This is a genomic window from Actinoplanes oryzae, from assembly GCF_030757795.1.
Classification (GTDB): domain Bacteria; phylum Actinomycetota; class Actinomycetes; order Mycobacteriales; family Micromonosporaceae; genus Actinoplanes.
Window position 1 is genome coordinate 1 of the sequence record NZ_JAUQWH010000054.1, and the last position, 26535, is coordinate 26535.

Consider the following 26535-nt stretch of genomic DNA (forward strand, 5'->3'; position numbering starts at 1 on the left):
GACGGGACGGGCCTGGACCGGGACCGCCGGCGGGCGGAAGGTGAACTGGTGGCCCGGCTCGGGCAGGCCGGCGTCGTCGTGGAAGACCACGTTCTCGGCGCGCGCGGCGGGCAGCTGCGCGTCGAGGTTGCGCACCAGCGTCTGGAAGATCCGGCGCCGCAGGTCGGTACGCAGCGACGGCCACGTCGCCACGGTGACGTGCACCCGCAGCCGCGCCGCGTGCAGGCCGGCCGCGTTGGCGGTCACGCAGTAGCGGTCCACCTCGGTCCGGAAGGCGTCGAGGACGCGCCGCTCGAAGCGCGGATCCGGTTCGCTCACGTGCTCTCTCCGATCGCTTCGAGGATGGTCGCGGTCAGCTCGCGCACGCGGGCCGGGCCGGCCTCGGCCACCACCGCGTACGCGATCGGCCCGTCGCGCCCGGCCCGCCAGCTCACCCGGCCGGAGCCGCCGGTCCAGGTGCGTGTGCCGGCGGCGGGCTGCCCGGCGGGCCGGGCCGGGGTGACGTGCCGGGCCCGGGTGGCCGGGTCGGTGACGGCCGTGACCAGGCGCGGGTGGACAGTGCCGCGACCGGCGACGGCGGCGGCCACGGTCAGCGGGGTGGCCCAGCCGACGCCGCCGGCGCGGCAGGGTCCCTTGGTGCCGGCCAGCCGTCCGGCCGTCGCCGGGTCGGGTTCCCGGCAGGACCAGTCGATGCCCTCGGGGGCGCTCCGCAGCGGGAAGCGGCGGCCCAGAGCGTCGTTGGTGAGCCCGCGTGGGGCCTGCGGCCCGGGCCGGGTCAGCGACCAGCGCCAGCAGTCGCCGGGCGCGCTGCTGTCCCGGGACCGGCGCGGGCAGCCGGGGTCGTCGAGGTCGTCGTGGCGGTGCGGCCGGACGTAGCGGAAGTGCCGGCGGCCGAAGTCGTCCGCGCGCTCGTCGTCGCGGCGCTGCGGCACGGCCGGGGCCCGGTCGGCGCCCGCCGCGGCGAGCACGTCACCGGAGGACGCGTCCAGCACCACGACCGCGGCCCGGCCGGAGGTGCCGCGCAGGGCGGTCGCGGCGAGGTGCTGCAGCCGTGGGTCGAGGGTCACGTCGAGCACGCCGTCGGTCCAGCCGCCCGCGGGGACGGGCAGCAGGCGCCGGCTCAGCGTGGTGCCGGCGCTGCCGTGCAGGACCGCCGGGTGGGAGCGCTCGAGGATCCCGGCGGGTCCGGCGCCGGTCCGGACGAGGCCCGTCAGGTCGTCGGCGGTCAGCCCCCGCAACCGGGCGCCGGGGGCGGGACGCCAGGTGCCGTCGGCGCGGACCAGCTCGAAGCCGGGGCGCCCGCGCAGGCGCAGCTCGACGCGGGTGCGGTTGAGCGCGATCAGGTCCGTGGAGCAGGCTTCCGGGTCGGGCGGCGGGGAGGTGAGCCCGGCGGTGTCGGCGGTACGTCCGGCGCACACCGGGCGCTGCTCGCCGTACGAGACCGGGGCGCGCAGACTGCCGAGGCGCGGCGCCGGGTAGGGGCGCAGGACGGCCCCGGCGACGACGGCCAGCACGAGCATCAGGGGCAGGGTGGCGGTGCGGGGGCGTACCTCGGGCTCGGGGGTGTGCGGGGTGTCGCGCTGCGCGGCACGGGCGCAGGCCACGACCAGGATCACGCCGAGGGCCAGCGCGAGGGTGGACTGGCTGCCGCGCGAGAGCAGCGGCGCGGGGATGCCGGTGTGCGGCACGATTCCGGCCGTGGCGGCCAGCACCACGAGGAACTGCCCGGCGAGCATCGTGCCGAGCCCCGCGGCGAAGAGGCCGAGGACCGTCGGGCTCTCCGGCGCGGGCGGCGGCGACCCGGCGCGGGCCAGCGCGGCGGCGAGCAGGGCGACGAGCAGGCCGGTGGCGGCGACGACGAGGCCGCCTAGCTTGTTCCAGAGCACGGCGAGGACGAAGTCGGTCGGCCCGGCGGTGACCGCGGCGGAGGCGGTGTCGGCGAGCCCGCGGCCCCACAGACCGCCGTCGGCCAGGGCGGCGAGGGAGCGCGCGACCTGCGAGCGCTCGCTCTCCACGTCGGCGGCCAGGGCGCGGCGGCACGCCACCCACCCGTCGGGGACGGGCAGATTCGCCGGTACGGCCACCGGCGCGCACGCCGCGTCCCAGCGGTACGCCCACGGGTCGTTCCACACCCGCCCGCGCTCGCCCACGTAGTCGGTGGTGAACAGGGCGGCCCCGGCGACGATCCCGGCGACGGCGACAAGCATGAAGAGCCGGTACGCGTGCAGCAGCCGCAGCGTGAATCCGGCCCGCCCCTCGCCGCGGGCGTCCAGCTCGGTGTTGCGGCGGGTGGCCGCCCAGGTGACCCCGGCGGTGAGCAGCGCGGCGGGCACCAGCGTGCCGAAGTCCCGGCGCAGGGCGGCGGTGACCGCGACGACCGCGAACAGGGCGAGCGGCAGCCCCGCGAAGCGCCACGCCCGGTACAGCGCGCGCAGCCTCGACCAGGTGCCGCCGCCGGTGGTCTGCCGCAGCGTGTGGACGGTCGCGGAGAAGCTGACCGAGCGGAACCGGAACGCGTCGCGGGCCACCACGAAGGCCAGGGCGGCGAGCAGGACCAGCTTGCCGTACTCGGGGGTGGCGACCGGGCCGAGGGTGAGCGCGGGGCTGCCGCCGCCGGCCAGGGGCAGCAGGAACGGCAGGGCCACCGCGGCGAGCAGCAGCAGGGTGAGGCGAGCGGAGTGGATGCGTTCGAGGTGCTCGCCGTGGGCGGCCCAGGCGGCGGCCTTTGCTCCGGGCAGCTTCCTGGTGGCCGGGTTCGTGGTGGTCCTTCTCCTGGTGGTCAGGAGGACGACGACCAGGGCGATGCCGAGGGCCGGCTGGATCAGCGCGGACCACGCGGCCCCGAGGGCGTCACCGCCGAAGGCCGCAGCGAAGGGGGCGTGCGGGTCCGGCAGGACCACCAGGCGTACGGCGAGGAGCGCGCCCAGGTGCAGCAGGACGGTGCCCGTGATCAGCACGGCGAGGACCGGGCCCGGCACGCCGTAGGCGCGGGTCGGCCGGTGGGTGACGGCGGTGTGGCGCAGCGCGGTCAGGCTCAGCGCGACGACGGCGGTGGTGACGGGCAGGACCCAGACGGCGTACGGGGCCCCGGCGGCCACGAACGGGACGGCCAGCAGCAGGTGCGGCAGCCACAGTGCGGTGACCGGTCCGCGCAGCGGCACGAGGGGGCGCCCCGCCGCCCGGGCCGCCGTGGTGGCGGCGAGCAGCAGGGCGGCGAGGACCAGGAGGCTGCCGAGGGCGGGCCCGGTCAGCAGGCGCGTGACGATGTGCCGACACCTCCGCGATGCACGGCTTGTGAGCAAAAAGGGGGGAAATCACAAGCTATGCACAGCGGAGGCGGACGGTAAATGGCCGTACGGACAAACGGATCCTCGGAAGAGTGACCCTTCCCGGACGGATTAAGCGGGTCGGCCGGAATCGTTTCCGACGCTCGGCCCTATGTCGTTCGCGAGCGATTCTCAGAGCAGCTTGCGCAGCTTCAGCAGATCGAACGGATTGGCTTTCACCTTCACCTGGCCGGTGGTGATCGCCCTGGTGACGTCGAGGCGCCCGGCGGTCAGCGCGACCAGGTCGTCGCTGGCGGCGGTCAGGGCGATCTTGGCCTTGGGGTCGTCGCCGTCGGCGATGTCGACCAGGCGGCCGCCCTCGAGCCGGCCGTGGAAGGCGGTCTCCAGGTCGGGCACCCGGCAGGCCAGGGTGCGGTCCAGGTCGAGCTTGCCGCGCGTCTCGGCGTTGCGGTCCAGCCGCGCGGCGAGCTTCTCCAGCGCCTGACGGCATTCCTCCACGGTGGCCATGGGAGCCCTTTCGTCGTCGCCCGGGCGCGGCCGGTTCCGCGACACCCGGTTGCGTCTGGGACGGTACCCGGCTGCGGGGCGGGGTAAGCCCGGTAGCGTGGCACCAGCGGCAGCGTGTTCGCGCGCGGGTGACCGGCCGCGACGACTGGATGGGGAGCGGACGATGCAGAACGCATGGCGGGCGTATCTGGAAATGGCGCTCGGGCTGACCGAGGTGCCGCGCAAACGGGCCCAGAAGGTGGCCGGGGAGCTGCTCTCCAAGGGCGGCGCGACCGCCGGGCAGCTGCAGGGCCTCGTCGAGGACCTGGTGACCGCGAGCGCGTCCAACCGGGAGGCGCTGACCAATCTGGTTCGCTATGAGGTGGACCGGGCGCTCGGGCGGGTCGGGCTGGCCACCGCCGAGGAGGTCGCCGACCTCACGACGCGGGTCAAGGACCTGGAGCGCGAGCTGGCGGAGGCGCAGTCGGGCGGGGACGTGACGATCGCCGCGCCGGGGCCCGCGAAGGTGGTGCCGCCCGCGCGCAAGGCCAGGATCGCGCCGGTGGGTCAGGACGAGGCCGCGACTTCGGGCGCGGCTCCGGCGGCTTCCGCGGCTTCCGCGACGAAGGCTCCCGCGAAGAAGGCTCCAGCGAAGAAGGCTCCCGGGACGATGGCTCCCGCGAAGAAGGCTCCCGGGACGATGGCTCCCGCGACCAAGGCGGTCGCGAAGAAGGCCGTGGCGAAGAAGGCGGTGAAGTCGGCGGCGCTGCCTCCGTCGATCGCGCCGATCCCGGACGTGACGCCGGTCGGTGGGACGCGGGCCGGCGCCACGCCGGTCGGTGAGACGCCGGCGGACGTGGCGCCGGCGAAGGCCGTGCCTGCGAAGGCCACGAAGGCTGCCAAGGCATCCGGTGCGACGCCCGCGAAGAAGGCGCCCGCCAAGCGGGTGGCCAAGAAGGCCGTGCCGCCGCTCGACCTCCCGGAGGGGACGCTGTGACGTATCCGCAGCCCGGGCCGCGACCCGGTCCGCCCGCCGGCGGCTTCCGGCCGGGTCCGCCGCCCGGCGGTGCCCGCCCCGGACCGCAGCCCGGGGGGTTCCGTCCCGAGCCGCAGTCCGGTGGGTTCCGTCCCGCGCCGCAGCCGGGCGGGTTCCGGCCGGCGCCGCCGCCCGGGGTGCGGCCCGCGGCGCCGGAGCGGGCCGAGGTGACGCCGGGGATCCTGGACGGTTCCGAGTCGACCGGGCACCCGGCCGTCGACGCGGTGCTGCAGTCGCTGGCCAACGCGGCCACGCTGGCGCCGGGCGAGCAGATCGCCGAGTACGAGGCCGCGCACCAGGTGCTGCAGGAGACGCTGGCTAGCATCGACCGGTGATCGTGCGTACCTCGGAAAAGGTTCTCTGATGGCCCGGCGGGCGCGACTGGATGCGGAGCTGGTGCGCCGCAAGCTGGCCCGGTCCCGGGAGCAGGCGGCGGCGCTGGTGGCCGCCGGGCGGGTGCAGGTGCGCGGGAGCGTGGCGGCCAAGGTCGCCACGATGATCGACCCGGCCGACCCGGTGGTGGTCACCGGCGAGGACCCGGCCGACGAGTACGTCTCCCGCGGCGCCCACAAGCTCGCCGGCGCCCTGGAGCGCTTCCCGCAGCTGGGCGTGCGCGGGCGGCGCTGCCTCGACGCGGGCGCCTCCACAGGCGGGTTCACGGACGTGCTGCTGCGCGCGGGCGCGGCGAAGGTCTACGCGGTGGACGTCGGGTACGGGCAGCTGGCATGGCCGATCCGGACGAACGGCCGCGTCGTCGTCATGGAGCGCACCAACGTCCGGACGCTCACGCCCGACATGCTCGAGGGCGCGGTGGACCTGACCGTGGCCGACCTGTCCTTCATCTCCCTGCGGCTCGTACTGCCCGCGCTGGCCGCGTGCACGGCGCCGGACGGGGACCTGGCCCTGATGGTCAAGCCGCAGTTCGAGGTCGGCAAGGAGCGGGTCGGCGCCGGGGGCGTGGTCCGCGACCCGGAGTTGCGGGCTTCGGCGGTGCTCGACGTGGCGGCGACCGGGGCCTCGCTGGGCCTGGGCGTGGCGGCGGTCGCGGCGTCGCCGCTGCCGGGGCCCAGTGGCAACGTGGAGTTCTTCCTGTGGTTCCGCCGGGACGCGCCGGCGGTCGACGCTGCCCGCGTGCACGCGGTGGTCGCCGCCGGGCCGTCGGGCGAGGTAGCTTCTGGCGCACCGGCACCGACGCCGGTTTCGCCCCCCTTGGAGGACGTGTGACGCGCTTGGCACTGCTGGCCCTGGAGGACGTCCGATGAGCCGGTCCGCGTTGCTGGTGACGCACACCGGCCGCAGGCAGAGCACGCAGCACGCGCAGACGGTCGCCCAGGATCTGGTCGCCAACGGGTTCGAGGTGCGGGTCGTCGCCGAGGAGGTCGACGATCTCGAGCTGCCGCCGGGCGTGACCCCGGTGGAGGGTCCCGAGGCGGCCGAGGGCGTGGAGATCGTCTTCGCGCTCGGCGGCGACGGCACGTTCCTGCGCGCGGCCGAGCTGGCCCGCCCGGTCAAGGCCCCGCTGCTCGGCATCAACCTGGGCAAGGTGGGCTTCCTCGCCGAGGTCGAGCTGCACACCATCGACCAGACCGTGAAGGACATCGTCGCCGGCGACTACACGGTGGACGAGCGGCTCACCCTCGACGTGCGCGCGGAGTACGACGGGCGCCTCATCGCCGAGTCGTGGGCGCTCAACGAGGTCAGCGTCGAGAAGGGCCAGCGCGCCCAGATGCTCGAGCTGCTCGTCGACGTCGACGGCCGGCCGCTGTCGCGCTACGGCTGCGACGGTGTCGTGTGCGCCACACCGACGGGCTCCACGGCGTATGCGTTCTCGGCCGGCGGCCCGGTCGTCTGGCCCGGGGTCGAGGCGCTGCTGCTGGTCCCGATCAGCGCGCACGCCCTGTTCAGCAAGCCGATCGTGACCGCGCCGACCTCGACCTTCGTGCTGACCGTGGATCCTTACACGTCTTTTGCCACCATGTGCTGCGACGGCCGCCGCTCCTGGGACCTGCCGCCGGGCGCCCAGGTCACCGTCCAGCGCGGAGACCTGCCCGTCCGCCTGGTCAGGCTCGCCCCGCGGCCGTTCACCGACACCCTGGTCGCCAAGTTCCACCTCCCCGTCGAGGGCTGGCGCGGCAACCGCAGGTAGTTCCTCGGCTGCCCACAGTGGTCGCCGCGCGCACGGGCGACCGCCGATCGTTGTCTGACCTGCGCGGCGGTGACGGTGACCACGACGGCGCGCGACCGGCGCGCGGGTTTCCGGGCGCCACCATTCACGCAGGTCACCCGGTGGGGCTTCGCGCTCTGGACGCGTCAGCGGCCAGCGAAGCCGCGCCGGGTCCTCGGCGTGAGCGGCGGTCTGTACCCACCACCCCGCTACGACATCCGCCGTTGACCTTGAATTTTGATCTTGATCGGGCACCGGCCCGCGGTGGGCAATTGTCGGTCCGCACCGATACTGTCTGCCTGTGCTGGAGGAACTTCGCATCACCGGGCTCGGCGTCATCGACGACACGACGCTGCGGCTCACCGCGGGCATGAACGCGATCACCGGCGAGACCGGCGCGGGCAAGACGATGGTGGTGACCGGGCTGGGCCTGCTGTTCGGCGGCCGGGCCGACGCCGGGCGGGTGCGCTCCGACCCGGGCCGCGCGATGGTCGAGGGCCGGCTGACGCTCGACGGCGCCGACTCGCTGCAGACGCGCATCAGCGACGCCGGCGGTGAGCTCGACGACGACGGGTCCGTGCTGCTCAGCCGCACGGTGACCATCGAGGGCCGCTCGCGGGCGCACGTCGGCGGGCGCAGCATGCCGGTCGCGATGCTCAGCGAGGTCGGCGAGCACCTGGTGGCCGTGCACGGCCAGCAGGACCAGCTGCGCATCCTGCGCCCGGCCGAGCAGCGCTCCCAGCTGGACCGCTACGCGGGGCCGGAGCACGAGAAGCTGCTGGAGAGCTACCGGCAGGCCTACACGCAGTGGCGGGCCGTGGTGGACGACCTGGCCGACCGGCGCCGCAACGCCCGCGAGCGCAGCCAGGAGGCCGACCTGCTCAAGCTCGGCCTCGACGAGATCAGCCGGGTGGACCCGCAGCCCGGCGAGGACGACGACCTCAAGGCCGAGGTGCAGCGCCTGGAGCACGCCGAGGGGCTGCGCACGGCGGCGGCCCTGGCGGCCCAGGCCCTCGCGGGCGGGGTCGAGGCCACCGACGAGACCCCCGACGCGACCGGGCTGATCGGCACCGCGCGCCGCACCCTCGAGGCGCAGGCCGGCGTGGACCCGGCGCTCGGCGAGCTGGCCGCCCGCGTGGAGGAGGCCGCCACCCTGGTCGGCGACGTGGCCTCGGAGCTGTCGGCCTATCTGAGCGCGCTCGACGCGGACCCGGCGCGGCTGGAGGCGATCTACGAGCGGCGGGCGGCGCTGCGGGCCCTCACGCGGAAGTACGCGGACGACGTCGAGGGCGTCATCGCCTGGGCCGAGCACGCCCGCACCCGGCTGGCGGCGCTGGACACCTCCGACGAGCTGCTCGAGGAGCTCGACAAGGAGCGGCTGCGGCTGGCGGCGCAGGTCGCCGAGCTGGCCGGGCGGCTGACCGCGGCGCGCACCGAGGCGGCGGGCCGGTTCGGCGACGAGGTGAGCGTCGAGCTGGCCGGGCTGGCGATGCCGCACGCGCGGGTGGAGATCGTGGTGCTGCCGCGCACGGCGGGCCGCGACGAGCCGGCGATCGACGAGCTGGCGGTGGGCCCCGACGGGGCCGACGAGATCGAGATCCGGCTGATCGCGCACCCCGGCGCCCCGGCGCTGCCGCTGCAGAAGGGCGCGTCCGGCGGCGAGCTGTCCCGGGTCATGCTGGCCATCGAGGTGGTCTTCGCCGGCGCCGGCGGGCCTCCGACGCTGGTCTTCGACGAGGTGGACGCCGGCGTGGGCGGCCAGGCGGCGGTGGAGATCGGGCGGCGGCTGGCCCGGCTCGCGCGCACCCACCAGGTGCTGGTCGTGACGCACCTGCCGCAGGTGGCGGCGTTCGCCGACCGGCACCTGGTCGTCGCCAAGGACACCGGTGGCGCGATCACCACCAGCGGGGTGAAGATCGTGGAGGAGACGGACCGGGCCCGGGAGCTGGCGCGCATGCTGGCCGGCCTGCCCGACTCGGATCTGGGCATCGCGCACGCCGAGGAGCTGCTCGCCGTCGCGGACAGGGAGAAGCGGGGCTGACGCACAGTCACCCCCGTCGCGGGGACAGTGGGGCATTCACGGGATTTGCCCCTTTCGGGGGTCACTTTGTGCATGTCGCGTGCCGGTCGCTCGACCCGGCGTGTCAGGATGGCCGGGATGCGACTTCCCACCTTGCGCCGGACCCGCACCGCCGAACCGGGGGCCCTGTCCGGCACCGCCCGCCTCGACCGCCGCACCAAGCGGCTGGTCGGGCGCTTGCGGCCGGGTGACATCGCCGTCATCGACCACGTCGACATCGACCGGGTGGCCGCCGACTCGCTGGTGGCGGTCGGCGTCGCGGCGGTGCTCAACGCCAAGCCCTCGATCTCCGGGCGCTATCCCAACCTCGGCCCCGAGGTGCTGATCCAGGCCGGCATCGTGCTGATCGACGACCTCGGCGAGGAGGTCTTCGACGGCCTCAGCGAGGGCGCCCTGGTCAGCATCGACAACGACACCGTGCTGCTCGACGGCGAGCCGGTGGCCACGGGCATCCGGCAGGACGCCGAGAGCGTCGCCCAGGCCATGGCCGACGCCCGCGAGGGCCTGTCGGTGCAGCTCGAGGCGTTCGCCGCGAACACCATGGAGTACCTCAAGCAGGAGCGCGACCTGCTGCTCGACGGCGTGGGCGTGCCCGACGTCGCGACGCGCATCGCCGGCCGGCACGCGCTGATCGTCGTGCGCGGCTACGACTACAAGGCCGACCTCGACGTGCTGCGCCCCTACATCCGCGAGTTCAAGCCGGTGCTCATCGGCGTGGACGGCGGCGCGGACGCGCTCGTGGAGTCCGGCTACACCCCGGACATGATCATCGGGGACATGGACTCGGTCACCGACGACGTGCTGCGCTGCGGCGCCGAGGTGATCGTGCACGCCTATCCCGACGGGCGCGCCCCGGGCCTGAGCCGGGTGCACGGGCTCGGCGTCAAGGCGACCACCTTCCCGGCCGCGGCCACCAGCGAGGACCTCGCGATGCTGCTGGCCGACGACAAGGGCGCCTCGATGATCGTGGCCGTGGGCACCCACGCCAACCTCGTCGAGTTCCTCGACAAGGGCCGCGGCGGCATGGCCTCGACCTTCCTCACCCGGCTCAAGGTCGGCGGCAAGCTGGTCGACGCCAAGGGCGTGAGCCGGCTCTACAAGCAGAACATCTCCGGGTCCTCGCTGGTCCTGCTCGTGCTCTCGGCGATCGCGGCGCTGGCCTCCGCGGTGGCCGTCTCGACCATCGGCCGGGCCTATCTCTCCGTGGTGTCCGAGTGGTGGGACAATCTGGTCTTCCAGTTAGGACAGCTCTTCTGACCCGCGATTCGGACCAAGAGGCATTGGCGTGATCAACTTCCGGTACCACGTGGTGTCGCTCACCGCGGTCTTCCTCGCCCTCGCCATCGGTCTGGTGGTCGGCACCGCCGCGCTCAACGGCCCGGTGGCCGACACCCTCAAGGACCGGGTCGACGCGCTGAGCAAGGACAACAGCAACTACCGCGAGCAGGCGAACCAGTACCGCGACGAGCTCAACAGCAGCCAGGACTTCGTCACCGAGCTGTCCCCGGCGCTGCTCAACGGCAAGCTGACCGGCCGGCGCATCGCGGTCGTCACGCTGCCCAGCGGCAAGGACTACACCGAGGGCGTCACCGCGATGCTCAAGGTCGCCGGCGCCACCGTCACCGGCCAGGTCACGATCGAGGACAAGTTCTTCGACCCGGCCAACGTCTACGAGCTGCTCGAGCTGGCCGAGAAGGCGTCGCAGCCCACGGTGCCGGTCGACGGGCTGCCGCTCAACAGCGACGGCGTGGAGACCTCCAGCGCGCTGCTGGCCGTCGCGCTGCTGACCAAGCCGGTGGCGGTGACCGAGGCCGACCTGACCGCGGTGCTGACCGCCTACACCGAGCCGGGCTACATCTCGGTCTCCGACGACATTGCCGGCGCCGCCGACGCGGCCGTCATCGTCTCCGGCCTGCCGCCGATCGACCAGGACGCCGCCAAGAAGAACCAGAACGCCGTCACCCTCACCGACCAGTTCTCCACCAGCCACCCGGTCGTCGTGGCGGGCAACGGCATCGGCGACGGCAACCTGGTCTCCGAGATCCGCAACGACCCCACCCTGGTCAAGCGGATCGCCACGGTCGACAACGCCAGCACCGCCCAGGGCCAGCTGGCGACCGCCCTGACGGTCATCGAGCGCGTCGTCGCTGGCAAGGTCGGCCAGTACGGCATGTCCGCCGGCGCGACCTCCAAGATTCCTAAGACGGCCGGCTGACCCGGGCGTTCGCGCGCAGCAGGATCAGCGCGAGCAGGGCGGCTACGGCGTACGTGCCGGCCTGCACCTCGAGCAGCGGCAGGGTGCCCGCTGTGTCCTGCAGGGCGCCGGCGGCGAGCAGGCCCAGGGCTTGCCCGGCGGCCTGGGCGAGCCCGAAGGCCGCGAAGGCGCTGCCGCGCCGGTCGTCGTCCGAGGCCCGTTGCAGCAGGCTGGTCAGCCCGGCGCCCATGAGCACGCCCGGCGCGCCCATGACGGCGAAGAGGACGCCGTAGATCGCCACGGTGTGCGTGACGAACGACAGGTTCCACGTCAGCGCGGTGAGCAGGGTGAAGGTCATGCTGCCCGCGATGGTCAGCCGCAGGATGTTCAGGCGGGCGCCGAGCAGGCCCAGGACGACGCCGGCGGCGATCGCCCCGATGGCCTGCACGCCGCGCAGCACGCCCACGTCCGCCGCGGCACCGCCGAGCACCTCGGTGACGAAGAAGACGAACAGCAGCACGAACAGACCCTGCGCGACGGACGCGGCGAAGGCCACCACGACCGGGGCGCGGCTCGCCGGATCGGCCAGCACGCCGAGCAGGCCGCCGCGGGACGCCCCGGCCCGGTCCGGCGCCCGGCCGCCGTCCGCCCGGGGCAGGGTGGCGACGAGGGCGGCGGCGACCACGTACGTGCCGATGTCCACCAGCACGACGCCGCCCAGTCCGGCCACGGCGAGCAGCACGCCGCCGAGCGGGCCGCCCACGATGCGGCCAAGGTCGTTGTTCAGCCCGACGAGAGCGTTCGCGGAGACGGCCCGGCCGGGGCCGACCAGCTCCGGCAGCATCGCGTTCTTGGCGGGCTCGAAGAACGCGGCGAAGGTCGCGTGCGCCACGATCACGCCGTAGAGCAGCGGCAGGCCGGCCCGGTCGTGCACCGCGAGCAGCGGCAGCAGCGAGCCGGCCTGGGCGAGGATCGCGACGAGCATGACGCGCCGGCGCGGGAGCCGGTCGGCGAGGCGGCCCGCGATCGGGGCGAGCAGGACGGGCGGCGCCAGCTCCAGCAGGAACGCGACCGAGGTGCCCAGCGCCGATCCGGTGAGATCGAGGACGACCAGCGGCAGGGCGATGAAGAGGAGCCAGTCGCCGGCGTTGGACACCAGCCCGGCGATCCACAACCGGCGGAAGGCGGGCACCGCCAGCGCCGAGCCGGCCCGCGGCGGCGCCAGGGCGGTCACGCCGGCCCGAATCCCGGCCGGGGGAAGGCCATGAGCGAGAGGTGGACGTGCTCGGCCTCCGCGGGCGCGTCGGTGCGGGTGGCCGCGAGGTAGGGCCGCACCACGGCGTCGATGCGGCGCAGCACGTCGGCGAGCTCGTCCGGCGCCAGGGTGAGACCCAGGCTCGCGTGCGAGTCCACGTCGCGCCAGCGCTCGGGCAGGGCCGGCTGGCGGCGCAGGTATTCGCGGGCGAGGTGGTGGTCCAGCTCCACGGCGGCGGTGACGACGCGGGTGGCGCCCTCCCCGGCGCCGACGGTGAAGCCGGTGAGGGTGGCGCGCCACGGCCGGGACCGGCCGTCGCCGGAGTCGTCCGGCTCGACGAGCCCGTGCGCGGCGAGCACCCGCAGGTGATAGCTGCAGTTCGACGGCGTGTCCCCGACGGCTCGCGCGCACGCCGACGCCGTGGCGGGCCCCGACGCCATGAGATAGCCGAGCACGTCGAGGCGGACCGGGTGGGCCAGCGCGTCGACGACGGCCGGGTCGGTGAGCTGGGGGCGGCGTTCCTGCACGGCGGCACTCCGATCTGAAAGACTCTTTCAGATCCTAGGACGGCGGGTGGAAAACCTGCAAGGCTCTTTCAGATCGGTGGGCACGCCGCGCGGGGCGCACCGGCGCGGACCGCCTAGACTCGGCGGTCGGTCGCCGTGGGGGTGGCCCGAGTGAGGGGTGGGCGCATGGCCGGCAGGGTGACGTCGTCCGGGCTGGGTGCGCTGGCCGCTCGGGCCGCGCTGGGCTGGGTGCGGGCGGATCCGCGGGCCGCGCAGCTGCGGCGGACGAATTTCCACGGGCGCACGGTGACGCTCGCGGGCGGCCCCGCGATGGCGGCCGGGGCCACGATCGGGGCGGCGGCGGGCGCGCCGAGTCTCGCCGCGGCGGCTGCCGTGGTGACGGCGGGTGTCGCGTCCGGGGCGGTCGGGTTCTACGACGACATCGCCGGCAACAGGCCCGAGCAGAAGGCGGCCAAGGGCTTCCGGGGGCATCTCGGGGCGCTGCGCGAGGGGCGGGTCACCAGCGGGCTCGTCAAGATTGCCGGGGTGGGTGCCGCGAGCCTGGTGGCGTCGGCGCTGCTGGCGGGGGACCGTGGCGTCCGCGGGCACCGGCGCCGGCAGGATGCGGGCGGGCTGCGCAGGACCGCGGACGTGCTGCTCGGGGCCGGGGTCATCGCCGGCACCGCGAACCTGCTCAACCTGCTCGACCTGCGGCCCGGGCGGGCGATCAAGGCGGCCACGATCATCGGTACGCCCCTCGTGGCCGGCCGCGGCGGCGCGCTGACCGCCGGGACGCTGGGCGCCGGGGCGGGACTCGTCAAGGCCGACCTGGGCGAGGAGATCATGCTCGGGGACGCCGGGGCGAACGCGCTCGGCGCGCTGCTGGGCGTGGCGCTCGCCGCGAAGACCGGACCGGCGGGGCGGGCGGTCGCGCTGACCGTGCTCGCCGGGCTCACCGCGGCCAGCGAGAAGGTCAGCTTCACCAAGGTCATCCAGGACACGCCGTGGTTGCGCGCCGCCGACGCGCTGGGCCGCCGCCCGGCCCCGTGACGACGCCCGCACCGACGCCCGCCGGGGAAGCCCCATCGGCCGGGACAAACCGGACGGCGGCAGCCGGGGTGGCCGGGGCCGCCGCGCTCATCACCGGGCTGACGGTTCTGGCGCGGCTGGCCGGGTTCGGGCGCACGTTCGTCGTCGCGCGCACGGTCGGCGACGGCGCCCTCGCCAACATCTACAACGCCGCCAACACCATCCCGAACATCGTCTTCGAGCTCGTCGCGGGCGGCGCCCTCGCCGGGCTGGTCGTGCCGCTGCTGGCCGGGGCGGTCGCCCAAGGGGACCGGCAGCGCGTCGGCGCCGTCGCATCGGCCCTGCTCACCTGGGTGCTGACGCTGCTGGTGCCGCTGGCCGTGCTGGTCGCGCTGCTGGCCGGGCCGATCGCCGGGCTCTTCGACGTGCCGCCGGAGCAGCAGGAGGTGGCCGCCCGGATGCTGCGCATCTTCGCGCCGCAGCTGCCCCTCTACGGCATCGGGATCGTGCTCACCGGCGTCCTCCAGGCCCACCACCGGTTCGCGTGGCCGGTGCTGGCGCCGCTGCTGTCCAGCGTGACGGTCATGGCGGCGTACCTCAGCTATGCCCTGGTCGACGGCGCCCGCAGCGACCTCGCAGGGCTGAGCCGCACCGGCGAGCTGATCCTGTCCGCGGGCACGACGGCCGGCGTGGTCGTGCTCGCCCTGTGCCTGCTCGTCCCGCTGCGCCGGCTGCGGCTGCGGTGGCGGCCGGCCTACGGCTTCCCGGGCGACGAGGGGCGGCGCGCGCTGCGGCTCGGCTGGGCCGGGGCGGTCACCGTCGGATCGCAGCAGGTCATGGTGGTGGTCGTGATGGCGCTGGCCGTCGCGGGTCCGCTCGCCCTCTACACGTACGCGCAGACGGTCTTCCTGCTGCCGTGGGCGGTGCTCGCCGTGCCGCTCGCGACCGCCGTCTACCCCCGGCTGGCTGCCGCGGTGGACCAAGGGGACGAGCAGGCGTACGCAGCGCAGCTGAGCAACGCCGCCCGCTCGATCACCCTTCTGGCGTGTCTCGGGGCGGCCGCCCTCGCCGCGCTCGCCGGGCCCGCGGCGATCATCGTCGGCGCCCCCGGCATGGCTCCCGGCATCGTCGGCTTCGCCCCGGGACTGCTCGGGTACGCCTTGTTCGCCCTGCTGTCGCGCGCCCTCTACGCCCGGGGGGCGACCGTCGCGGCGGCGGGCGCCACGGCGGCGGGCTGGGGCGTGGCGGCGGTCGCGGCGGTGGTGCTGTCGGCCCTGGTCAGCGAGCAGCGGCAGGTGGCGGGGCTGGGCGCGGCGAACGCGATCGGCATGACCGTGCTCGGGGTGCTGCTGGCGCTGGCCGTACGCCGCAAGGCCGGTCCCGGTGCCCTCGGCGGGCTGCCGAGGACGGCGGCCGTGGGTATCGTGGCGGCGGTCGTGGCCGGTGTCGCCGGCTGGGCCGTGGTGCGCGGGCTCGCCGCCGCGCTGGACCCCACCCCGGGCATCGGCGTGAGCCTGCTGCAGGGGATGCTGGGCGGAGTCGTGGTCGCGGTCGTGTTCGCCGCGGTGGTCTACCCGCTCGCCCGCCGCGATCTGCGGCCGCTGGTCTCGAAGGTCTCCGGGAGGTTTCGTACGTGAGCGACGCAGCGCAGGCGGCCTGGCGCGGCGCGGTGGCGCTGGTGCTGGGCTCGAGCACCGGCGGAGTCGGCCAGCACGTCCGGTCGCTGGTGCGCGGCCTGAGCGCCGCGGGCTGCCGGGTGCTGGTCTGCGGCCCCGCCGCCACCGAGCAGCAGTTCGGGTTCACCGCCGCGGGGGCCGAGTTCACCGCGGTGGAGATCCCGGCGAGCCCGGGGCCGCAGGACTCGGGCGCCATCCGGACGCTGCGCCGCACCCTCACCGCCCAGCCGCTCGACGTGGTGCACGCGCACGGGCTGCGCGCCGGCTTCGTGACCGCGCTCGCCCGCCCCGCCGCCCCGCTCGTGGTCACCTGGCACAACGCAGTGCTCGCCAAGGGCCTGCGCGCCGGGGCCGCCGCCCTCGTCGAGCGGATCGTCGCCCGCTCGGCGACGCTGACGCTGGGCGCCTCCGCCGACCTGGTCGCCCGGGCCGAGGCGCTGGGCGCCAAGCGGGCCCGCCTCTCCGAGGTCGCCAGCCCCCAGGTCGCCGGGCCCAAGCGCAGCCGGGCCAAGGTACGCGCCGAGTTCCGCCTCGCGCCGGACACCCCGCTGATCCTGTCGGTGGGCCGCCTGCACCCGCAGAAGCGCTACGACGTACTGCTCGAGGCGGCGTCGCGGTGGCGCGCCCTGACCCCCGCGCCGGTGACCGTGATCGCCGGCTCCGGGCCCAGCTACATGCCCCTGGCGCAGCGCATCTCCGAGCTGCACGTGCCGGTCCACCTGCTCGGGCACCGCACCGACGTGCCCGACCTGCTGGCCGGCGCCGACCTCGCCGTCATCACCAGCGACTGGGAGGCACGGCAGCTGTTCGCCCAGGAGACGCTCGCCGCCGGGGTGCCGCTGGTGGCCACCGAGGTCGGCGGGCTGCCCGATCTGGCGGGCGACGCGGCCCGGTGGATCCCGCCCGGCAACGTCGACGCGCTGGACACCGCCGTCCGCGAGCTGCTCGCCGACCCCTCCGGGCGGGCCGAGCTGGCCGCGCGCGGGCCGGTGCGGGCCGCCACGTGGCCCACCGAGGCGGGCACGGTCGCGGACGTGCTGGCCGCGTACGCGTCGGTCGCCCCCAGCCGGGCCGGGCAGCAGTGAAGCCGCGCGCCTGGCTGCCGTACCTGCTGGTGGTCCTGACCGCCGCGGCGAGCCTCGCCGGTCTCGCCGTGCGACCGGCCACCAGCGCGGGCGGCAAGACCGCCGACTACGTGATCGTCGCCGCGGCTGCTGGGCTGCGCTGGGACGACCTCGACCCGCAACGCACGCCGACGCTGTGGCGGGAGGCGACCGAGGGGGCGGCGGGCTGGCTGTCCGTACGCTCGGCGCACCACACCACGTGCCCGGCCGACGGCTGGCTGACCCTGGGCGCCGGCAACTTCGCCGTGTGGGACCCCGACCGGGTGACCGGGCAGTGCGCGCCGATGAGCCCGACCCTGGAGCGCCCCGACGGCATCGGGGCGAACCTGCCGCAGCTGGGCGGGGTGGTGCGGGAGAACGCCGAGGAGCAGCCGTACGGGGCCGTGCCCGGCGCCCTGGCCGAGTCCGTGCGCTGCACCGTGGCCGTGGGCACCGGGGCGGCCGTCGCGGCGGCACGCCCGTTCGGCCGCGTCGACCAGTACCAGCCCGAGCTGCCCGCCGACCCCGGCACCCTGTTCAGCCGGTGCGCGCTGAGCATGGTGGACCTGGGCACGATCACCGGTTCCGGGGCGGCCCGGCAGCAGCAGGTGGCCGCCGCCGACGCGCTGCTGGCCCGGGTGCTGGCGGCCCGCCCCGCGCAGTCGCTCATGGTGATCGCCGGGATCGCCGACACGGACACCACCGCGCGGCTGCACGTGGCGATCGCCGAGGGCCCGGGCTGGGACAACGGGTGGCTCACCTCGGCCGGGACCGGACGGCAGGGCTATCTGCAGCTGGTCGACCTGGCGCCGACGATCCTCACCGCGCTCGGGCGCCCGGCCCCGGAGGGCCTCTTCTCCGGGCGTACGGCGAACGTGGCCGACGGCCGCGCGGCGTCCCCGGCCGACTCCCTGCTCGGCGTGCACGACGCGAACGAGCGCGCCGGGGCGCAGCTGGGCGTGGCGGGAACGTTCTTCCTCGGGCTGGCGATCGTGCAGCTGCTGATCTTCCTGCTCGTGGTGCCGCTGATGATGCGCGCGCGCCGGCACGCCGGGCCGACCGGGCCCACCCCGGCCGCGAAGTGGCTGGTCCGCGGCACCGAGGTGGTGCTGATCGCGGCGGGCCTGAGCATCCCGGCGGCGCTGCTGGCCGACGCGATCCCGTGGTGGCGCACCGGCCGGCCGGGCATCGTCTTCGCCGCCCTGACCTTCGCGCTCATCGCCGCCGGGACGGCCGCCGTCCGGCTGTCGCCGCTCTACAAGCGCACCCTGTGGCCGCTGGGCGTGGTCGCCGCCGTGGCCCTGAGCGTGGTGGCCCTCGACCTGCTCACGGGTGCCGAGCTGCAGCTCAACGGCGTCGCGGGCTACTCGGCGATCGAGGGCTCGCGCTACGCGGGCGTCGGCAGCGTCGGCCTGGGCGTCCTCGTCGCGGGGGCGCTGCTGGTGGCGGGGTGGGCGGCCCAGCGGGTACGCCGCCCGTGGCGCCCGGTGCTCGTCGTGCTCGCGGGCGGATGCACCGTGCTGCTGGTGGGCAGCCCGTACCTGGGGGCCGACCCGATCGGCGCCGTGGCCGTGACCGCCGGGGTCTGCGCGGCCGCCGCCATCAGCACCGGGGGCTGGCTGACCTTCCCGCGGTTCGCGTGGGCCGCCGTCGCCGGGGCCGTCGTGACCGCCGGGATCGCCCTGACCGACATGCACCGCCCCGAGCTGGAACGAGGCAGCGTCGGCCGGTTCCTCGCCGCCCTGGGCGACGGCACGGCCGGCCCGGCCATCCAGCGCGCCGCCACGTCCAGTGCGCACAATCTGGACAGCCCGCTGACGCTGCTGGCGCTGGGCGGGGCGCTGATGATCGCCTTCGCGCAGTTCTCGGCGTGGGGCGGGCTCAACAGGGTCTTCGGGCTGCACCCGGCGCTGCGGGCGGGCCTGGCCGGGGTCACCGTCACGGTGCTGGTGGCGGGGGTGCTGCAGGGGGCGGCGTTCACGGTGGCCGGGGCGGCCGCCGCGGTGGCCGTACCCATGCTGGTGCTGACGACGCTGCGGGTCCTGGAGCACGCGGCGGACCGCACCCGCCCGGAGGGGGAGACGGACGGCCCCGGCGGTCCGGGACTGGTGCGCATCCCCCGCGACCGTGACCCGGCCGTGTCCTGAGCGGCCCCGACGTGGCTTCCTGGGAACAGGTGTTACTGTGAAATCCCGTGGATGGCGCGAACTTTTCCGAAGATCGTTGCCGGTCTGCAAGACCGAACTGACCGACCACGGGAGCAGGCCTTGGCACCAACAGTGCGCGAGACGCGGCACATCTTCGTCACCGGAGGCGTCGCCTCCTCGCTGGGCAAGGGCCTCACCGCCTCCAGCCTCGGCAACCTGCTGACCGCACGCGGGTTGCGGGTCGTCATGCAGAAGCTCGACCCCTACCTCAACGTCGACCCGGGCACCATGAACCCGTTCCAGCACGGTGAGGTGTTCGTCACCGAGGACGGCGCCGAGACCGACCTGGACGTCGGCCACTACGAGCGGTTCCTCGACCGCGACCTGTCCGGCAAGGCGAACGTCACCACCGGCCAGGTCTACTCGGCGGTCATCGCCAAGGAGCGCCGCGGCGAGTACCTGGGCGACACCGTGCAGGTCATCCCGCACGTCACGAACCAGATCAAAGAGCGCATCTTCGCGATGGCCGACCCGGACGAGTCGGGCCGCATCCCCGACGTCGTCATCACCGAGGTCGGCGGCACGGTCGGCGACATGGAGTCGCTGCCCTTCCTCGAGGCCATCCGCCAGGTGCGCCACGAGATCGGCCGCGACCGGGTGTTCTACCTGCACGTGTCGCTGGTGCCCTACCTGGCGCCGTCGGGCGAGCTCAAGACCAAGCCGACCCAGCACTCGGTGGCCGCCCTGCGCAACATCGGCATCCAGCCCGACGCGCTGGTCTGCCGCAGCGACCGGGAGATCCCGGACAAGCTGAAGAACAAGCTCGCGCTCTACTGCGACGTCGACACCGAGGCCGTGGTGGCCTGCCCCGACGCGCCGAGCATCTACGACATCCCGAAGGTGCTGCACCGCGAGGGTCTCGACGCCTATGTCGTACGCCGGCTCGGCCTGTCGTTCCGTGACGTCGACTGGTCCACGTGGGACGACCTGCTCGTGCGCGTGCACCACCCGCGGCGCACGATCACCGTCGCGCTGGTCGGCAAGTACGTCGACCTGCCGGACGCGTACCTGTCGGTCAGCGAGGCGATCCGCGCCGCCGGCTTCGCGAACATGGCCAAGGTGCAGCTGCGCTGGGTCCCCAGCGACGACTGCGACACCCCGGCCGGTGCCGCCGCGGCCCTCAAGGGCGTCGACGGCATCGTCATCCCCGGCGGCTTCGGCATCCGGGGCATCGAGGGCAAGGTCAACACGTCCAGGTACGCCCGGGAGCACCAGGTCCCGATCCTCGGCCTGTGCCTCGGCCTGCAGTGCATGACCATCGACGCGGCCCGCAACCTGGCCGGCCTCACGGGTGCCAACTCGCTGGAGTTCGACGAGCAGGCGCCCTACCCGGTGATCTCCACCATGGCCGACCAGCAGGACATCGTCGCGGGCAAGGGCGACCTGGGCGGCACCATGCGCCTCGGGGCCTACCCGGCGGCGCTGACCCCGGGCTCGATCGTCGCCGAGGCCTACGACAGCACGGAGATCAGCGAGCGGCACCGGCACCGCTACGAGGTGAACAACGACTACCGCGACAAGCTCGCCAAGGCGGGCCTGCGCTTCTCCGGCACCTCCCCGGACGGGCGCCTGGTCGAGTTCATCGAGCTGGACCGCTCCGAGCACCCGTTCTTCGTGGCCACGCAGGCGCACCCGGAGCTCAAGAGCCGCCCGACGCGCCCGCACCCGCTGTTCACCGCGTTCGTCAAGGCCGCCGTCGCGTACGCGGCCGCCGACGAGCTGCCCGTCGAGGTCGAGCCGGCCGCCGACCCCGACCTGACCCAGGCCGCGGTGCCCGCCTCATGACGTTCCGGCACGAGTCGAAGTCGCGGGAGCTGCGCTACGAGGGCCCGATCTTCTCGGTCTACACCGACGAGGTCACTATGTCCTCCGGCGGCACCGCCCACCGCGACGTGGTCCTCAACAAGAACGCCGTCGGCATCGTCGCCCTCGACGAGGTCGGCCGCGTGGTGCTGATCAAGCAGTACAGGCACCCGGTCGGTGCGTACCTGTGGGAGCTGCCGGCCGGTCTGCGGGACGTGGCCGGCGAGGACCCGCTGGTGGGCGCCGCGCGGGAGCTGGGTGAGGAGGCCGACCTCCGGGCCGCCCGCTGGGACCTGCTGATCGACCTGCACACCTCGCCCGGCTTCAGCGCCGAGACGATCCGGATCTACCTGGCGCGCGACCTCTCGCCGGTGCCTTCCTCCGAAAGGCACACGCGCGAGGAAGAGGAAGCCGACATCGAGATCGTGTGGGTCGAGCTCGACGAGGCCCTCGCGATGATCCTGCGCGGCGAGATCACCAACGCGGCCGCGGTGGGCGGCCTGCTCGCCGCCGCCCGCGCGCGCGACGACGGCTGGGCGACGCTGCGCCCGGTCGACACGCCACTGCTGGGCTGATCAAGCACGTCCGCTCGGGGCCGCCGGTTCGCCGGCGGCCCCGTTCCGCGTCGTGGCCCCGCACAGGTGGGGTTTCCGCGTTGTGGCCCCGCTCAGGTGGGCGGGTCGTCCGTTCCGCTTCGTGGCCCCGCTCAGGCCTGCTGGTGGGTCAGGACGCGGATCGGGTTGCCGGCCAGCCAGGCGGTCACCAGCTCGGCGGTGTCCTCGTAGAAGGCGGCCAGCAGGTCGTGCGTGGAGTAGCCGATGTGCGGGGTCAGCGTGACGTTGGGCAGGGTGCGCAGCGGGTGGTCCGGGGGGAGCGGTTCGGTGTCGAAGACGTCGAGGCCGGCGCCGGCGATGCGCTGCTCGCGCAGGGCGGCGACGAGGGCCTGCTCGTCGACGATCGGGCCGCGTGAGGTGTTGATCAGATAGGCGGTCGGCTTCATCGAGGCGAGGTCCGCCGCTCCGAGCAGGCCGCGGGTGCGCTCGGACAGGACGAGGTGGACGGAGACCACGTCGGCGCGGGCGAGCAGCTCCGCCTTGCCGACGAGCCGGGCTCCCGCCTCGGCGGCGGCCCCGGCGGTCAGGTGCTCGCTCCAGGCGAGCACGTCCATGCCGAAGACCTGGGCGTACGCGGCCATCCGCCGGCCGATCGTGCCGAGGCCGAGCAGGCCCAGCGTCCCGCCGGACAGCGTGGTGCCGACCGCGCCCGGGGTCTGCCAGCCGCCGGCGCGGATGTTCCTGTCCTCGGCCGCGAGGTTGCGGACGGTCGCCATCAGCAGCGCCCACGCCAGCTCGGGGGTGGCGTCGCTCATGCCCGGCCGGCGGAAGCGGGGCGCGGTGAAGTCCGAGTGCGACACCAGCACCCCGTGCTCGGTGGCAGCCCGCAGATCGAGGTTGGGCAGGCCCGTGCCGACGATGGTGAGCAGGCGGAGGCGGGGCAGGCGCTCGATGAGCGTACGCGGGAAGGCGGTCCGCTCCCGCATGGTGCAGATCACGTCGAACGGGGCCAGCTCCCTGGCCGCCTCCTCCTCGGACAGGTGGCGGTCGAAGACCGTGATGTCCGCCTCGGACCGCACGCCGGACCAGTCGGCCACGCGCAAAGCCGCGCCGGGGTAGTCGTCGAGGATCGCCACTGTGCGCCGCATGCGGCGATGATATCGACGAATGTCGCGTTCCTCCGGCCCGGAACCCGACCGGCGGCCGGTCTTCGGGGCGGCGGGCCGCCGTGGGGTCCTCCGGCCGGCGCGGAGGGCCCCGGACTCCGCGCGATCAGCAGGTGGCCAGGCTGAAGTGGAAGAGGGTGTCGACGTCGCCCTCGGTGGTGTTCATCGACATCGTGCTGACGCCGGTGGAGGAGCCCGCGGTGATCCGCAGCTCGGTGTTGATGTTGAGGACGCTCTTGGAGCCGCACGGGGCGTAGGTCAGCACGGGCGCCACGTCCCAGGTGGCCCAGAGGCCGGAGTAGGGGCCGGTGAAGGTGTCGTCCTGGCGCTCGGTGGCCGACGATCCCTGCCAGTAGTAGCTCGTGCGCTGCAGGGCGGTCGCCCCGGACCTCAGGTTGGCCCGGCCGCGGTAGTTGGCCGAGGCGATGGCGATGGTCCAGCCGGCCGGGATGCCCACGAGCACGCCGAGCTGGCAGTTCTTGCGGCGGTCGACGACGTCGGCATCGCCGCCGGCCGCGGCGACGAAGTCGCGGTAGCGGATCCGGAAGCCGGTGTCGTCGCCGTTGCTGACGACCGAGGCGGTGCCCGGGGCGCATCCCGAGCCGCTGGCGGCGGCCACCTCGACGGTGATCGCGGCGGCCGCGTCCGCCGTGGCCGTCGTGGCCGGGCCGGCGGCCGTGGCGGCTCGGCCGGCCGCCGTGGCGGCGTGGGCGGGCGTGCCGAGGGGGAGGGCGAGGGCCGTGGCGAGCACGGCCGCCATGACGCCATTGCTGTTCTTCATGAAAGTCCTCCGGGGCGGGGTTCGCGACGACTCTTGAGTCATTCCAGAATTGCTGCCAGCAGATCCGCGACCACCGTAGAGGCGCCCGGAGGTGAGACGCAAGCATTGATTTCTATCGATCTTAATTAGGTCCGGGGAGGCGCTGTTCATGATTCGGTCCCAAGCCGGGCGAACCCGGCTCCGCCTCGGTTTATTGGCGGCATATACCCGGATCCGTACCGCGTCGACCTCTTTCTCGCTGGCTTCAATAACCCGGGCAGTCGCGCCGGAAACTATTGACGGACATTGAAGTGTGTCAATAGCTTGTCTCCGCCACCGTGCGTCTTCCGAAGGGATAAAAATGAAACGTCTGCTGACTCGTGCCGGCGTCGCCCTCGCGCTCCTGACATCGTCGGTCCTCATGACGTCGCCGGCGTCCGCGGGCATCATCATCTTCGACCCGCCGCCCACCGAGGAGATCTCCATCCAGCTGGTCGCCATGGCCGGCTCGGGCTGCGCCCCGGGCACCGCCGACGTCGCGATCTCCCCGGACCACTCCGCGTTCACCGCGATCTACAGCGCCTACCTGGCGCAGGCCGGGCCCAACGTCCCGGTGACCGAGAACCGGAAGAACTGCCAGCTCAACGTGCTGGTCAACGCGCCGTCCGGGTACACCTTCGCGATCGCCAAGGTGGACTACCGGGGATACGGCTTCCTGCAGCGCGGCGCGACCGCCCAGCAGCGGGCGAACTACTACTTCCAGGGCATGACGGTGGGCAGCTACGCCAACCACGCGATCGCCGCGCCCCTGGACGACAACTGGATCGCCACGGACGAGGTCCCGATCGCGTCCCAGGTGTTCCGGCCCTGCGGCGAGCAGCGCAACCTCAACATCAACACCGAGCTACGGGTCACCAAGGGCACGTCGACCGACGTCAGCTACCTGACGATGGACTCCACCGACGGCAGCATCGAGACGATCTACCACTTCTCGTGGATGCGCTGCCGCTGAGCAGCTCGGCAGCCCGGCGCCGGGGGGCTCCCGCCGGCGCCGGGCGTCCGGCTCGGGGTTCAGCAGCCGATCCGCGTCGCGGCGACGCGGACGTCGTCGTACCAGAGGGTGTCGGCGCCGTCGCCGTAGCTCTCCCAGCCGAGGCGCAGGTCGGTGAGGCGGGGGCGGTAGGTGCGGTTGAGCCACTGACTGTCCACGTCGTGGGTGGGCACGCCGTCCTGCCGCAGCCCGGGTACGGACACCCCGTCGAGCCACGTCTCCATCGTCCCGTCGGAGCCGTTGACCGAGAACTCGACGCACGTCCACGTGTTCACCGGCAGCGGGCGCGACAGGGCGACGCCGGCGGGGCTCTGCTCGGGCAGGGTGGCGTCGTCGGAGGCGCGGTTCCACTGCAGGGCGCCGTTCTGGCCGCCGAAGCGCAGGTCCCTGGGGCCGTCGGCGGCGTCGCGCAGGGCCACGGCGGTGACGTGGGCGGCGGGGAGGGCGGTCGTGTGGCGTACGTAGTAGCGGACGTGCCAGATCGAGGCGGTGTCATCGATGATGGCGTCGTTGGCGGCGAAGACGTGATTGCAGTAACCGGCGGCACCATTGATCCGCAGCGACTTGGTGCCGGTGTGCGCGACCGTGGCGTCAATGGTGGCCGTTCCCGCCCCTGAGCAGTCCGGGGTGGACACCGACCAGTCGCCGGTCGGCGGCCCGGCCGCCTGGTCCTCGAATCCGCCGTCCGTCGCGCCGGGTTCCTGGGGTGCCTCTTCTCCGCACGGGACGCCGTTGACCGCGAAGTCGGTGGGCGCGGCGCCGGTGCCGGTGCCCTGCAGGCCGAAGGAGGCGGTGCCGCCGGTCGGCACGGTGCCGTTCCAGGCGAGGCTGGTGGCGGTGACTGCCGGGCCCGCCTGGGTGACGGTGGCGTTCCAGGCGGAGGTCACCTGCTGGCTGCCGGGGAAGGTCCAGGTCAGCCTCCATCCGGTCAGCGGGGCGGCGGTGTTGGTGAGCGTGACGTCGGCGGTGAAGCCGGTGCTCCAGGCGTTGGTTTTCCAGGCGACGTCGCAGGCGGTGGCTGCCGCGGCGGGGCTGGGAGCGACGAGGACGGTGCCGGCGGCGAGGACGGCCGCGGCGAGGGTCAGGCGCATCGGGACTCCTGTGTGGGAGCGCTTCCAGAGATTGATGAACGTATATTAATGGTCGCGCCGCCTGTGCTCTTCTTTAATTGTTCTTTAGAGATTGGAATCCCTGGTGGAGGGTGGCGCATAGTCGAGCGCGCGCCTCCACCGGGCGCCCGTTCCTCCCGGGGACGGCCCCGCGGGAAATCCCCAGCCCGCCGATCGACAGGACCACCGTGCCCCCCACACGTCACCGCCGGCCCTCCCGCAAGCGCACCAAGGTCATCGTGATCGCCACCGCCGCGCTGGGCGTCCTCGGCGCCGGAGCCGCCGGGGTCGCGAACGCCGGCACGTTCCACCACCGCCCGCAGGCCGTCCGGCACGCGACGCCCTCGCTGGGCCCGGCGACCGCCTTCGCCGACCGCGGGCGCCACCAGCCCCGGCCGCGGCCCACCGCCTCGGCGACCCGGCCGGCCACGACGCCGCCGACGACCCGGCCCACCACGGCGGCGCCGACCACGGCACCGTCGACCGGCGCGCCCACCACGGCACCGACCACGGTCGCGCCCACCGCGCCGCCCTCGACCACGCCGCCGACGACCCGGCCGACCACGCCGCCGCCGGCGACCACGGCACCCACCACGCCGCCCGCGACCGGGGGCACGGTCGTCGAGCAGGCCCTCGCGCACATCAACGCCGCGCGTACGGCCGCCGGCGCCGGCACGCTCACCCTGGACGCCGATCTGTCGAAGGCCTCCGCCGCCCACAACGCGCTGATGGTCGGCGGCTGCGGGCTGTCGCATCAGTGCCCCGGCGAGGCGGGGCTGGGTGAGCGCTTCACCGCCGCCGGGGTCACGTGGACGTCGGCCGGCGAGAACATCGGCCAGGGCAACGCGGCGAACAGCGACGCCTCGATCCTCGCCGCCGCCAACGGGCTGACCGACCTCATGCTGGCCGAGGTCGCCCCGAACGACGGGCACCGGAAGAACCTGCTCAACGCCGGCTTCAAGCGGATCGGCCTGGCCGTGACGCGCGGTGCCGACGGCCGGGTGTGGTTCACCCAGGACTTCGTCAACTAGCGACGTGGCCGGAACCCGGCGACATGTGGCATCGCGGC

The 26535-nt window shown here is 74.3% G+C and carries 23 protein-coding genes; 15 read left to right on the plus strand and 8 right to left on the minus strand.

Annotated elements, in window-relative coordinates; translation table 11 throughout:
- From RBH18_RS19140 to RBH18_RS19150, 3 genes are all read right to left on the minus strand, one after another.
- The coding region (locus tag RBH18_RS19140; protein ID WP_306209649.1) for a hypothetical protein at positions 1 to 318 on the minus strand (318 nt) is incomplete at its 3' end.
- Positions 315 to 3302, minus strand: a complete 2988-nt coding sequence (locus RBH18_RS19145) for an FtsW/RodA/SpoVE family cell cycle protein (RefSeq protein ID WP_306209651.1) — start codon at positions 3300 to 3302, stop codon at positions 315 to 317. The genes RBH18_RS19145 and RBH18_RS19140, both read right to left, overlap by 4 nt.
- 156 nt (positions 3303 to 3458) lie before the next feature.
- A complete protein-coding gene (locus RBH18_RS19150; protein WP_306209653.1) occupies positions 3459 to 3794 on the minus strand; it encodes an SCP2 sterol-binding domain-containing protein in 336 nt (111 codons plus the stop codon).
- 163 nt (positions 3795 to 3957) lie between these two features.
- Here RBH18_RS19150 and RBH18_RS19155 point away from each other — a divergent pair, with 163 nt between their 5' ends.
- The 7 genes from RBH18_RS19155 to RBH18_RS19185 all read left to right on the plus strand — a co-directional run bounded on the left by RBH18_RS19155 (position 3958) and on the right by RBH18_RS19185 (position 11268).
- Positions 3958 to 4770: a phasin family protein gene (locus RBH18_RS19155; RefSeq protein ID WP_306209655.1), complete on the plus strand. Its 813-nt coding sequence runs from the start codon at positions 3958 to 3960 to the stop codon at positions 4768 to 4770.
- Entirely contained in the window at positions 4767 to 5144 is a 378-nt protein-coding gene (locus RBH18_RS19160; RefSeq protein WP_306209657.1) for a hypothetical protein, read from the plus strand. Before RBH18_RS19155 ends, RBH18_RS19160 begins: the two co-directional genes overlap by 4 nt.
- A 28-nt stretch (positions 5145 to 5172) precedes the next feature.
- A complete protein-coding gene (locus tag RBH18_RS19165; RefSeq protein ID WP_306209659.1) occupies positions 5173 to 6033 on the plus strand; it encodes a TlyA family RNA methyltransferase in 861 nt (286 codons plus the stop codon).
- Between the two features lie 34 nt (positions 6034 to 6067).
- Positions 6068 to 6955: an NAD kinase gene (locus RBH18_RS19170; RefSeq protein ID WP_306209661.1), complete on the plus strand. Its 888-nt coding sequence runs from the start codon at positions 6068 to 6070 to the stop codon at positions 6953 to 6955.
- A 319-nt stretch (positions 6956 to 7274) separates the two neighbouring features.
- Entirely contained in the window at positions 7275 to 9014 is a 1740-nt protein-coding gene (recN, locus tag RBH18_RS19175) for a DNA repair protein RecN (RefSeq protein ID WP_306209663.1), read from the plus strand.
- Positions 9015 to 9131: 117 nt separating this feature from the next.
- Entirely contained in the window at positions 9132 to 10310 is a 1179-nt protein-coding gene (gene steA / locus RBH18_RS19180; protein ID WP_306209665.1) for a putative cytokinetic ring protein SteA, read from the plus strand.
- A 28-nt stretch (positions 10311 to 10338) separates the two neighbouring features.
- The gene (locus RBH18_RS19185) at positions 10339 to 11268 is read left to right on the plus strand and encodes a copper transporter (protein ID WP_306209667.1); all 930 of its coding nucleotides are present in this window, start codon (positions 10339 to 10341) and stop codon (positions 11266 to 11268) included.
- On the opposite strand, the gene RBH18_RS19190 is transcribed toward RBH18_RS19185, so the two are convergent.
- Both RBH18_RS19190 and RBH18_RS19195 read right to left on the minus strand, forming a co-directional pair.
- Entirely contained in the window at positions 11252 to 12481 is a 1230-nt protein-coding gene (locus RBH18_RS19190; protein ID WP_306209669.1) for an MFS transporter, read from the minus strand. The genes RBH18_RS19185 and RBH18_RS19190 overlap by 17 nt on opposite strands.
- Positions 12478 to 13029: a winged helix-turn-helix domain-containing protein gene (locus tag RBH18_RS19195; RefSeq protein ID WP_306209671.1), complete on the minus strand. Its 552-nt coding sequence runs from the start codon at positions 13027 to 13029 to the stop codon at positions 12478 to 12480. Before RBH18_RS19195 ends, RBH18_RS19190 begins: the two co-directional genes overlap by 4 nt.
- Positions 13030 to 13194: 165 nt before the next feature.
- Between RBH18_RS19195 and RBH18_RS19200 the strand changes: the two genes are divergently transcribed.
- The 6 genes from RBH18_RS19200 (at position 13195) to RBH18_RS19225 (ending at position 21401) form a co-directional block, all read left to right on the plus strand.
- Entirely contained in the window at positions 13195 to 14058 is an 864-nt protein-coding gene (locus RBH18_RS19200; RefSeq protein ID WP_306209673.1) for a hypothetical protein, read from the plus strand.
- Positions 14055 to 15674: a murein biosynthesis integral membrane protein MurJ gene (gene murJ / locus RBH18_RS19205; protein WP_372338942.1), complete on the plus strand. Its 1620-nt coding sequence runs from the start codon at positions 14055 to 14057 to the stop codon at positions 15672 to 15674. The genes RBH18_RS19200 and murJ overlap by 4 nt, the downstream gene beginning before the upstream one ends.
- Complete coding sequence (locus RBH18_RS19210) at positions 15671 to 16798, plus strand: glycosyltransferase family 4 protein (protein ID WP_306209676.1); 1128 nt, start codon at positions 15671 to 15673, stop codon at positions 16796 to 16798. The genes murJ and RBH18_RS19210 overlap by 4 nt, the downstream gene beginning before the upstream one ends.
- Positions 16795 to 18963, plus strand: coding sequence for a hypothetical protein (locus RBH18_RS19215; RefSeq protein WP_306209678.1), 2169 nt, complete (start codon positions 16795 to 16797; stop codon positions 18961 to 18963). The genes RBH18_RS19210 and RBH18_RS19215 overlap by 4 nt, the downstream gene beginning before the upstream one ends.
- A 120-nt stretch (positions 18964 to 19083) precedes the next feature.
- Positions 19084 to 20808 (plus strand): CTP synthase, encoded by a 1725-nt coding sequence (locus RBH18_RS19220; protein ID WP_306209680.1) that lies wholly within the window; start codon positions 19084 to 19086, stop codon positions 20806 to 20808.
- The gene (locus RBH18_RS19225; protein ID WP_306209682.1) at positions 20805 to 21401 is read left to right on the plus strand and encodes an NUDIX domain-containing protein; all 597 of its coding nucleotides are present in this window, start codon (positions 20805 to 20807) and stop codon (positions 21399 to 21401) included. The genes RBH18_RS19220 and RBH18_RS19225 overlap by 4 nt, the downstream gene beginning before the upstream one ends.
- 131 nt (positions 21402 to 21532) lie before the next feature.
- Here the strand turns inward: RBH18_RS19225 and RBH18_RS19230 are convergent, their stop codons facing one another.
- The gene (locus RBH18_RS19230; RefSeq protein ID WP_306209684.1) at positions 21533 to 22528 is read right to left on the minus strand and encodes a D-2-hydroxyacid dehydrogenase family protein; all 996 of its coding nucleotides are present in this window, start codon (positions 22526 to 22528) and stop codon (positions 21533 to 21535) included.
- Positions 22529 to 22652: 124 nt separating this feature from the next.
- The gene (locus RBH18_RS19235) at positions 22653 to 23327 is read right to left on the minus strand and encodes a DUF4360 domain-containing protein (RefSeq protein ID WP_306209686.1); all 675 of its coding nucleotides are present in this window, start codon (positions 23325 to 23327) and stop codon (positions 22653 to 22655) included.
- A gap of 340 nt (positions 23328 to 23667) precedes the next feature.
- Here RBH18_RS19235 and RBH18_RS19240 point away from each other — a divergent pair, with 340 nt between their 5' ends.
- Positions 23668 to 24318: a DUF4360 domain-containing protein gene (locus RBH18_RS19240; protein ID WP_306209688.1), complete on the plus strand. Its 651-nt coding sequence runs from the start codon at positions 23668 to 23670 to the stop codon at positions 24316 to 24318.
- 59 nt (positions 24319 to 24377) lie between these two features.
- On the opposite strand, the gene RBH18_RS19245 is transcribed toward RBH18_RS19240, so the two are convergent.
- Entirely contained in the window at positions 24378 to 25448 is a 1071-nt protein-coding gene (locus RBH18_RS19245) for a cellulose-binding domain-containing protein (RefSeq protein ID WP_306209690.1), read from the minus strand.
- Between the two features lie 206 nt (positions 25449 to 25654).
- Here RBH18_RS19245 and RBH18_RS19250 point away from each other — a divergent pair, with 206 nt between their 5' ends.
- Positions 25655 to 26497 (plus strand): CAP domain-containing protein, encoded by an 843-nt coding sequence (locus tag RBH18_RS19250; protein WP_306209692.1) that lies wholly within the window; start codon positions 25655 to 25657, stop codon positions 26495 to 26497.
- Positions 26498 to 26535: the final 38 nt, after the last annotated feature.